Source organism: Bacillus sanguinis, from assembly GCF_018332475.1.
Taxonomy (GTDB): domain Bacteria; phylum Bacillota; class Bacilli; order Bacillales; family Bacillaceae_G; genus Bacillus_A; species Bacillus_A sanguinis.
The window spans coordinates 1-10,303 of record NZ_BOQB01000254.1 but is presented as its reverse complement, the minus strand read 5'-3'; the positions used below and the strand labels follow the sequence as shown (position 1 = coordinate 10,303).

The 10,303-nt window shown below is 34.4% G+C and carries 9 protein-coding genes and 1 pseudogene; 4 read left to right on the top strand and 6 right to left on the bottom strand.

The window, feature by feature from the left end; genetic code table 11:
• Window positions 1-127 precede the first annotated feature (127 nt).
• Entirely contained in the window at window positions 128-2,806 is a 2,679-nt protein-coding gene (locus KI369_RS22985) for a DUF4084 domain-containing protein (protein ID WP_212957508.1), read from the top strand.
• Window positions 2,807-2,821: 15 nt separating this feature from the next.
• On the opposite strand, the gene KI369_RS22980 is transcribed toward KI369_RS22985, so the two are convergent.
• Together KI369_RS22980 and KI369_RS22975 are read right to left on the bottom strand one after the other, a co-directional pair.
• On the bottom strand, window positions 2,822-2,968 hold the full coding sequence (locus KI369_RS22980) for a quorum-sensing peptide PapR (RefSeq protein ID WP_000734719.1): 147 nt from the start codon (window positions 2,966-2,968) through the stop codon (window positions 2,822-2,824).
• Between the two features lie 89 nt (window positions 2,969-3,057).
• Entirely contained in the window at window positions 3,058-3,915 is an 858-nt protein-coding gene (locus tag KI369_RS22975; protein WP_000542901.1) for a helix-turn-helix domain-containing protein, read from the bottom strand.
• 168 nt (window positions 3,916-4,083) lie between these two features.
• On the opposite strand from KI369_RS22975, the pseudogene KI369_RS29935 reads away from it, so the two are divergent.
• Window positions 4,084-4,629: pseudogene (locus tag KI369_RS29935) on the top strand (M4 family metallopeptidase); the annotation flags it as partial.
• Between the two features lie 29 nt (window positions 4,630-4,658).
• Here KI369_RS29935 and KI369_RS22965 read toward each other — a convergent pair.
• Genes KI369_RS22965 through KI369_RS22950 form a run of 4 tightly spaced genes read right to left on the bottom strand, consistent with a single transcriptional unit; the run spans window position 4,659 to window position 8,016 of the window.
• The gene (locus KI369_RS22965) at window positions 4,659-5,261 is read right to left on the bottom strand and encodes a response regulator transcription factor (protein WP_212957507.1); all 603 of its coding nucleotides are present in this window, start codon (window positions 5,259-5,261) and stop codon (window positions 4,659-4,661) included.
• Entirely contained in the window at window positions 5,258-6,382 is a 1,125-nt protein-coding gene (locus KI369_RS22960) for a sensor histidine kinase (protein WP_212957506.1), read from the bottom strand. The genes KI369_RS22965 and KI369_RS22960 overlap by 4 nt, the downstream gene beginning before the upstream one ends.
• A complete protein-coding gene (locus tag KI369_RS22955; protein ID WP_076869411.1) occupies window positions 6,383-7,117 on the bottom strand; it encodes an ABC transporter permease in 735 nt (244 codons plus the stop codon).
• Window positions 7,114-8,016: an ABC transporter ATP-binding protein gene (locus tag KI369_RS22950; RefSeq protein WP_076869410.1), complete on the bottom strand. Its 903-nt coding sequence runs from the start codon at window positions 8,014-8,016 to the stop codon at window positions 7,114-7,116. Before KI369_RS22950 ends, KI369_RS22955 begins: the two co-directional genes overlap by 4 nt.
• A 157-nt stretch (window positions 8,017-8,173) precedes the next feature.
• Here KI369_RS22950 and map point away from each other — a divergent pair, with 157 nt between their 5' ends.
• Both map and KI369_RS22940 read left to right on the top strand, forming a co-directional pair.
• Entirely contained in the window at window positions 8,174-8,968 is a 795-nt protein-coding gene (gene map, locus KI369_RS22945) for a type I methionyl aminopeptidase (protein WP_002096176.1), read from the top strand.
• A 728-nt stretch (window positions 8,969-9,696) separates the two neighbouring features.
• Window positions 9,697-10,303, top strand: a 607-nt coding sequence (locus KI369_RS22940; RefSeq protein ID WP_238484947.1) for an Ig-like domain-containing protein, incomplete at its 3' end; no start/stop codon positions are given.

The following is a 10,303-nucleotide window of genomic DNA, read 5'->3' as shown; positions in this document are numbered from 1 at the left end:
TTGTAATGTTGAGCTATTTTTTTCAAAAAAAGTAATTTTTTTAGTAAAAAACACCCTATTTTATATGCTATGATTGGAATTAGCATTTTCCACCTGTGATTCAACTTTATTGAAACGGAGTCATAATATGATTAATCAAAAAAAATATGTACACTTTGTCGCAATATATATAACCATATTTTTCCTTTGGATATTTCTTATCCCTAAGGACTTGAATATAAAAGAAATTGGAATTCTCTTCTTATTTTGTTTTGCTGCACTCTTTTCTTGCTATTGCTTATATAAAGCTATTAAGAAAATGAGGCGTAGTGATAAATTATTTTGGGTTTTATTACTATGCACTTGTATATGCGGACTAACTATGGAAATAACTTTATTTCTTCATTCACTTTCTATATATGACCAAGTTATATTCTCATATAAGGCACTACCCTTTTTCATCATACAATATATTTTGCTCTTTTCTGGGTTTGCTATCAAATTCATAAAACATTACTCTATTAAAGGTCTTGCTCAATTTTCATTCGATAGCATCTTTATTGTTATTATGAATATTTATTTCACCTTAACTTTTATTTTAGACCTCTCAAGCTTTCGTATGTTAACTACCGATCACTGGGTTTTAATTGGATACTTTATTGCACAGGCATTAGTAATTTACGCCGTTATTAGCCTCTATAGACGAGAACAATATTCTGCTAGCAGAATTTCATTAATTATCGGCTTTACTATCATACTTGTGTACGGATATATACATCTGTTCCAATTAAACGCAGGGATGAAAACTTCTTCTGAAGTCTCTTACTTAATACATACTGCTTCGATTTTATTAATCGGTTTATCATCCATACTATACATTTTAGATAAACCAATGCAGCATGAAACGAAAACGAAATATTATCGATTTGATTATGTACGCTTTATATTACCTTATTTTAGTATAATCATTACCTTTTCCTTTATTCTTATTCAACCTTGGGATGATAAGTTCATGTTAATCGGTCTAGTATTATCACTCATCTTATTATTCCTACGACAACTTTACATGTGGAAAGATAATCAAGCACTAATCGATACATACGAACAGTTGACTACACAACTAGAAGGCAAAGTAGAAGAAGGTGCATCTGCGTTATCAAAGAGTGAACAACGCTATAAATCGTTGTTCGAAGATCATCCTGATGCCGTTTTCTCTTTAAATATGGATGGTATTTTCCAAAAATCTAATACAGCTTGTGAAAGCTTATTTACTGCCTACTATTGTGAAGTAGAAAGCTATTCTCTTCTACACTTTATTGACTCAAAAGACCATGATCTACTAAGAAAATCTTTACAAATGACAAAAGAAGGTAGACCACAAACTTTAGAAGTTCGCACAAAAGAAAAAGAAGGCTATTACTATTACCTTCATATTACACTCATCCCTACTTTCATAAACAAAGAAGTTGTTGGGATGTTCGGTATAGCACGTGATATTACAACTTTATATGAAAAGCAAAAACAAGTAGAACATTTAGCCTTTCATGATGCACTTACTGGATTACCAAATCGCCGAAAGTTCGAAAAAGATTTAAAAAACATTTTAAATACAGCTCAAACTAGCGCGAATGATGTTGCCGTCATGTTCCTTGATTTAGATCGATTCAAAAAAATAAACGATAGACTTGGTCACGATGTCGGAGATCTATTATTAATTGAAGTAGCAAAAAGATTACGCAGTTGTTTGCGTTCAAAGGATGTCGTTGCTCGCCAAGGTGGAGATGAGTTTACAATTCTATTACCAGATATGTACTCAGAGAAAAGTGCAGCTTTTATAGCTGAACAAATTTTAACCATTTTAAACAAACCATTCTTCATTAAAGATGAAGAACTGTCTATTACACCGAGTATCGGAATTGCAATGTACCCTGATTATGGAACAGATGTAACAGAATTAATGAAAAATGCTGATATAGCTATGTATCGCGCGAAAGCAAATGGAAAAAACAGATTTGTTTTCTTCTCAAAAGAAATAAGTATCGCCCAAAATGAGATCCACTTCTTAGAAGGCGAACTTACAAAAGCATTACAACAAAATGAATTTTTCCTTGAATACCAGCCACAAGTAAGTACAGCAACAAAACAAATTATCGGTTTTGAAGCGTTAATTCGTTGGAACCATCCAAAACTCGGCATCGTATCTCCTGTCCAATTCATTCCTCTAGCGGAGGAAACTGGATTTATTATTGAACTCGGAAATTGGATTTTACGTACCGCTTGCTTAGAGGCAAAAAGATGGCATAATCAAGGGTTTTCTCACTTAAAAGTTGGTGTGAATTTATCTGTTGTTCAATTTAATCATGCAAATTTAATCCCTACTATTTCAAAAGTGTTAGAAGAAACCGAACTCAAACCTGAAGCACTAGATATCGAAATCACAGAAAGTATCGCAATTAATCAAAATCAATCTGTCATTTCCAAACTAGAACAGCTTCAAAATCTCGGTATTCAAATTTCAATCGATGACTTCGGAACTGGTTATAGTTCTTTAGCTTATTTAACAAAATATCCAATCAACACATTAAAAATTGCTCGAGAGTTTATTTGCGGAATTACAAATAGTCCTTTAGAGGAAGCGATTATCTCCTCCATCATTACACTATCTAAAGAACTAAATTTAGAAGTTATTGCAGAAGGTGTAGAGACGGAAGAACAATGGAAGTTTTTATATGAACAAAACTGTGACCACATTCAAGGATTCCTTATTAGCAAGCCAGTTTCTAGTAAAGACGTTTGGAGATTACTCCACAAAAAAACAACCGTCTAAGTAAGACGGTTGTTTTTAATATTCATAAGGTATCTCTCCAGCTAATTGTACCTCTTGATCACTGTGAGAAATTATTTGACTTTTCTCTAATGCTGTATCTCCTAATGAAATACCCCATGCCATCGCTAACGTTAATATACTACCAATAAGTAGTTTCTTCATATTCCATCACCCGCATTTTTTATTTAAATATATCATGAAATTTTATCCATATATTATGCAATTATGCATATTTGTTTTTTAGGTCCTTTTCATTTCTTCATTTTTTTTATAATTGATTCTTTTAACGTATGGTTTCCTAATATATCAAAAAAGAAGCACGCTTTTTCGTAAGCATCTTCAATTTCCGCTCTATCACACCCTAGCTTTGCTAGGCATTGACCTTTTCGAAAGTATAACTGTCCAATTAATGTCATACTATTAATTTGACACGATAGTTCAATAGCTCTATTTGCGTGACAAAGCGCTTCTTCGTATTGATTATCTGAGAATAATGCTTTTGCATGATTATGTCTCACCTTCACATCAAATTCTTTATTATCATGCAATGCCTCTAATTGTTTTAATATATTTTCAAATAAATCAATAGCCTTCTTCAAATAGCCATTTTCAGCATAAATGTTTGCAATTGCGTTTTCAATATAAAGACTCTGATATACATCTATTCCTGCCAATTGTTGATTGAGCAATTTCTTTAATTCTAAAATACAATATTCGTAATCGATTTTTTTCAATATGTAAGCAGCTACATAATATTGCCATTGAAGAAATTGCTGAAGCTCGGGGTGATATTCTTCCTTTTTCAACTCATTCCATACTCTATTATAAATTTCTTTATATTTCTTTTGCTTACAAAGCATAATAATTTGATCTTTTAACTGCTTATTCCTCTCAATATCAGAATAAATGAGTACCTCATAAAAATGAATAATGGGAACTTGTAATTTTGCTGCGATACCTTGCAATATATCCATACTTGGGTATACCGCGCCCGATTCAATTCTACTCACTTCCGATTGATGACATATGTTCTCGGATAACTGTTTTTGTGTTAATCCTCTCATCGTCCTAATTTTCTTAATTTCATTTCCTAATTTTTCTGCGTGCATACTTACTCACCATCCCATTATAACAATCTAATTTGTTAAGTTGTCATACCACTACAATAATGTGAATTCGACAATTTTTGACATGAAATAATGCATAATATATATAAAATTCGGCAAATTTTCCATACAATTCATCTCACATACAATAATAGATTAGACGTTTTATAGATAAATTATAGAAAACTTGTCCGTGCTTTCGTTACATTCGGTATTCTTTGTCCTTTATCAGCAAAAGCTATTCACATCCCAGAATTAGACAAAAACAAAGTGAAAGTTGAGATTGCTCAGCCTCGTTTAACGATTAAAAAATTAACACAACCTCAAAATAATACAAAAAAATATAGCGAAAAAGTATTTAAAAGATGAGATAAAAGAGGCTAAGCTCAACAAGAGTGAGTGACAGCTGAAATGAATGTAGATTCCGAACCTACAAATAAAGAAATAAAGGAAAATCAAACCGAAGTTCGCCTTGCACAAACTTACAAAAACTATAAAGTATATGGTCAAGATCTTATTGTAAAAGTAGATAAAAATGGAGTAATTATAACTGTTAGTGGTAATGTTGTCCAAAATTTAGACCAACAACCTAATCTTACTATAACAAATTTTTTGTCGAAAAATGAAGTAAAATCTATATTACGTACTACACTTCAAATTCCCAGCGTTTCAATTGAGATGGAATTCCCTAGTAAAACCGTTGTCTATAAGAAAAAGAAGTTTACCATTCATAGGTAAACTTCTTTTCATATCCATCCCTTTTCTTCCGCAATTGTAATTGCCTCAATTCTATTTTTTGCATCAAGCTTCGCTAATACTTCAGAAATATAATTACGCACTGTGCCAGGTGAAAGATAAAGTGCCTTCGCAATTTCATTTGCCGTCTTTCCTTCTTTCGCAAGTAACAATACTTCTTTTTCGCGATCTGATAACGGATTTTGCTCCTGCCATAAGCCGAACATTAAATCTTGAGAGATCTCTCGCTTTCCTTTCATTACATTACGAATCGATGCAGCTAAATCTTCACTTGGGCTATCTTTTAATAAATATCCGTGCACGCCAGCCTTTATAGCTCTTTCAAAATATCCAGGGCGTGCAAATGTTGTTAAAATCATTACTTTGCATGCTGATTTTTCTTTCTTTAAAGTTTCTGCAACATCTAATCCGCTTTGAATTGGCATTTCAATATCCATAATGCTTACATCCGGCTTTAACGATTCAATTAGTTTTAGTGCCTCTTCCCCGTTCGCCGCTTGTCCAATGACTTCAATATCATCTTCTAGATCAAGTAAAGCCCCTAATGCACCACGAAGCATCCGCTGATCTTCTGCAATAATAATTCGAATCATGCCCTCACCTCATCTTTTCCTGTTCGAATAACAACTGGAACTTTTACTATTAATAGTGTCCCTGGATTGATCGTACCTAGTTCAACAAAACCATCAATAAGAGCGATGCGCTCCTTCATACCACGAATGCCATTTCCATCGTGATTTTGATCTGCTAAACCGATTCCGTTATCTTCTACTGTCAAAGTTAATTCACCTTGTGATTCCAGTACAGAAACTGTGCAACGTGTTGCCTTACTATGCTTTACAACATTCGTCACAGCCTCACGTAAACACATCCCTAAAATATTTTGTTCAATGGGTGATAACGAACTCGCACTTGCTTCCTGCTTCACCTCTAATTCGATATTGGCAGCTTGTAAGATCGCTTTTATTTGCTCGATTTCTTCTTCTACTGTAATCATACGCATATCAGAAATTAATTCCCTTAGCTGCTTTAAAGCAGTGCGAGATGTTTGTGTAATTTCCTTCGCTTCCGTACTTGCACGCTCCGGATTTTTTACAATTAACTTCTCCACGAGCTGACTTTTTAAAGTAATGAGTGACAACGTATGTCCTAACGTATCATGAAGATCTCTTGCAATCCGCTGCCGTTCTTCACGTTTTACTAAGTCCTTAATTTGTTCGTTTGCTTCGTTTAATTGATTCCTCAATATCTTTTTTTGATTAAAATTACGCATACCAAAAGGCGCAACAAGCATCAAAATAAGCATCGGGACAGTATTTATAAAGCTTGTAAGTGAAAAACCAGCGCCATATACAAATGTTATAAGCGTTACAACTAATAGAACCAATAATATACGAAATATTTTTTTCGTAGGTGCGAACGCTATAGCATTTGATGTAAAAAAGCATAAAAAAATAAGATACGGGCTATAGAAAAAACTAAATACCAAAGCAATAATCATTTGCATACAAGCCCACATTGCGAACATTTTTGTAACAAAATACAACTGCCGATATGCTAGTACAAACAGTATTAGCATACCGGCCCCAAACATTAACCTCGAACCTTCCTCTTGTACAAGTGCATAAATCGGAAATGCTAAATATACAAGCCACATATACGGGAAGAAACCCATATGTTTCGGAAAAATCTCAATCCTCTTCTTCTCTATCATTTATACCGCTTCCTGTCTTTTTCTTATATATATTGATACTACAACAAATATAAGGAAATAACCTCCTAATACCGCGATATTTTCCCAACCAACTGATTTTCCAGCTACAATATCCCATGCACCGCTTCCGAAATGATATGTTGGTGTCCATTCACCGATAGATCTTAATATTTTCGGGAATACTTCGATCGGCATCCATAGACCGCCAATTACAGCTAAACTCATATTTAAAATATTTGCTAAACCCGCTGCTGCATCCGCCTTCTTAATAGAACCTATTACTGTTCCTAACGCTAAAAATGGTGTCACTCCTAACAACAACCACAATCCAGCACCAATCCATTGCCCTACCGTTAACTCAACATGATTAATTAATATTCCTGCGATAAAGATAACTAAGATTGAAAAAGCATTCACTACTGTTTGAGCAATAATCTTTGCTGTTATATACGCTCCCTCTGGAAGTGGTGTAATTTTCAACAAATGTGTCCACCCTTGCCCCTTTTCCTGAGAAATCCTTACACCGAAACTAAAAAGTGCCGTCCCTACAATACTAAACGTCGCCATTGAGATTAAATAATGTGCTTTCCACGCATCTCCATTTTGTGGCACTTGAATAACATTTGTGAAAATGTAGTAAAACATAACTGGCATTAATAATGAGAAAAAGATAAATAATTTATTGCGGAACGTACGTAAAATTTCTATTTTGCATTGCATCCATAAAGCTTTCATGCGATCTCCCCCTTCTGATTTGCGACAAACTGTTCAAATGCTTCATCAAGACTTCCACGTTCAACTGAAATATTTGTTACAGGTAAGTTCTTTTGATAAATTGCTTTTAAAGTTGCATCTGTATCTTCGGTTGTTAAAGTGAAGTGCCCTTCGTTTGACTGTACTTCTGTTACATTTGGTAATTCTTTTAGTAATTTTGCAGGAATACTTTCCTTCGAATAAAACGTAATTGTTTTTCGTGAAATCGTCGCTTTCATCTCGTCTGGCGTACCGTCTGCGATAATCTTTCCATTCGCAAACAATAAAATACGATTCGCCAATGCATCCGCTTCTTCTAAATAGTGCGTTGTTAAAATAATTGTTTTCCCTTCACTTGCTAGCTTTCGAATTGTTTCCCAAAACGTTCTTCGAGACGTAATATCCATCCCAACTGTCGGCTCATCTAAAAATAGCAAATCTGGATTTCCTGCAAGTGCGAGCGCAAAATTTAACCTTCTCTTTTGACCACCTGATAATTTCTCACATCTTTGCTTTCGCTCTGATTCTAAATTTGATAACTGTAGCAACGTTTCTTTCGCTACCGGATTCGTATAATAACTACGGAATAACTCAATTGCCTCTTCTACTGTAATGCTATCAATGACACTTACTTCTTGTAACATCGCACCGAAGCTATTACGAACGTCCCTATGCTTTGGACTCTTTCCAAATATAGAAACCGTTCCTTCCGTCGGATCCTTTAATCCAAGCATCATCGACATCGTCGTCGTTTTCCCTGCACCATTTGGCCCAAGTAGTGCTACTATTTCTCCTTTATTCACATGAAATGAAACGTTATTTACTGCCTTTTTATATTTAAATGTTTTAGAAACACCATTTACTTCTATAATCTTTTCCATCTCTCCACCCCCGCTGTTTCTTATATTTACATTGTACGTTTTGGAAAACTTAGGAAACAGTATGATGCGTCATGACATCGATATGACAATTGTCATGTATTCCTTATGAGAGGAATCAATTCACATACCGCAAGCGAGTAGCAGGACGAAAATAAACATGATACAATCGGGTAAGATATATATTCGAGGAAGGACAGTGGTTTTCATGATTATTCGTAATGAACAAGATTTAGAAGGCTTACGAAAAATCGGCCGCATCGTTGCGCTTGCACGTGAAGAAATGAAAAAAGAAGCGAAGCCAGGTATGACAACGAAAGAGCTTGATTTGATCGGTAAAAAAGTATTAGATGAGCATGGTGCTATTTCTGCACCTGAAAAAGAATATGATTTCCCAGGTGTAACTTGTATTAGTGTAAACGAAGAAGTTGCTCACGGTATTCCAGGAGATCGCGTATTAAAAGAAGGCGACTTAGTAAATGTCGACGTATCTGCTGCACTTGATGGTTATTATGCAGATACAGGTATTTCATTTGTACTTGGAGAAGATGAAGCAAAAGAAAAGCTTTGCCAAGCAGCTGTTGATGCATTTTGGGCAGCAATGAAAAAGGTAAAAGCTGGTTCAAAACAAAACCAAATTGGTCGTGCTGTTTCAAACTTTGCACATAAAAATGGATACAATGTAATTCAAAACTTAACTGGTCACGGTATTGGTCTTAGCTTACATGAAGCACCAAACCACATTTTAAGCTACTTTGACCCAATGGATAATGCACTTCTAAAAGACGGTCTTGTTATCGCTGTAGAACCATTCATTTCTATGAAAGCTGATCACATTATCGAACGCGGCGATGATGGTTGGACATTCGTTACACCTGATAAAAGCCTTGTTGCACAATGTGAACATACAGTTGTTGTAACACGAGGCGAACCGATTATTTTAACAGAAATATAAAAAAGAACCGCTTCTTAGTAAGAAGCGGTTCTTTTTACATACTTTTTCGAAAAGAAGCAATACGGTTGAACTCTTTTCCATTTACGTATATAATTTTCAACGAAGGTGATTGATGATTATCTCTTATAATAGATGATCAAGGGAGTACCTTCCTTTTTTATTTAATAGCACCGATTAAAGGCATGCGTTCTATTTATCATAAAACGCTGTCTTCGCTTTAATCTACGAATTGTATACTCTTTTAGGCAGTACATATTTTCTTCATCCTGACCAAATTCAAGCTACATTTTATTACTACCTCAATATGAAAGAATTTTTTACAACAGGATACATTATTTTGGTTAGCATGTATCGTAAAACTCACCTTTATACCAATTCTTTGCACATTGCAAGAATACAAATTATTATAAAATAGTTTAAGTATTTTACTGCATATTTTTTGTATGTACCTATTTTATAAAGAACCACATAACAAGTCACATCCTATAAAGGTCTGATATCATTCCTTATCAGGATTTCGTTCGACATTTTTTGTCGAAAATTGTATATTCACTCCCTATATTATTAAAATATACATTTGTTTTACGTTACAAAGCATCGAATATGAACACTTTTCCTAGAGAGTATACGTAGTAAAGGAGGCATTCCGTAAAGCACATTGATCCATGACAAACAATCCCTTCACAAAGCATTTTTTATGCAATAAAAGGATTTATAAAGGAGGCACAATGAAAAAACTTTTCAATATATGTTTAATTACATTCGTACTATTTTCGCAGCTTGCTAGTTTTTCATACAATCAAGTAAAAGCGGAAACATTAACAGGGAATTCATTATTTGACACTGTTAAAATGAAAGATGCAACGAATCATATTATTGACGAAGCATTAAATCCGAAAAATTTAATACAAGTAGGATCAACCATTCACCTAGAATATGCTTGGTCAATAAAAGATCAACAAACAGACTCAGCGGTGCTCCAAATACCTAACGCATTAAAAGTTAAAAGTGACCAACAGGGAAACCTGATGGCAGAGCAACAAATTATTGGTCAATATTTTGTTACAGCAAACGATAACAAAATGAAACTAGTATTTAACGACCAAGTAAAGGATCCCAAAGGTGCCAACGGAAAAATCAATTTTGATACAGTATTCAATCCTGATTTAAAACCTGGTGCAAAGTCTGTTCAACTCTCATTCCCTCTAGGCACAACAGCTAAGTCTATTTCAATTCCTGTTCAAGTAGATAGCCCTGCTTCACCTACTACGAACAAGGACACTGCTCAACAACCTACGGATGAGCAAAAGAACGGTGATGCAAACCAACCGGCGG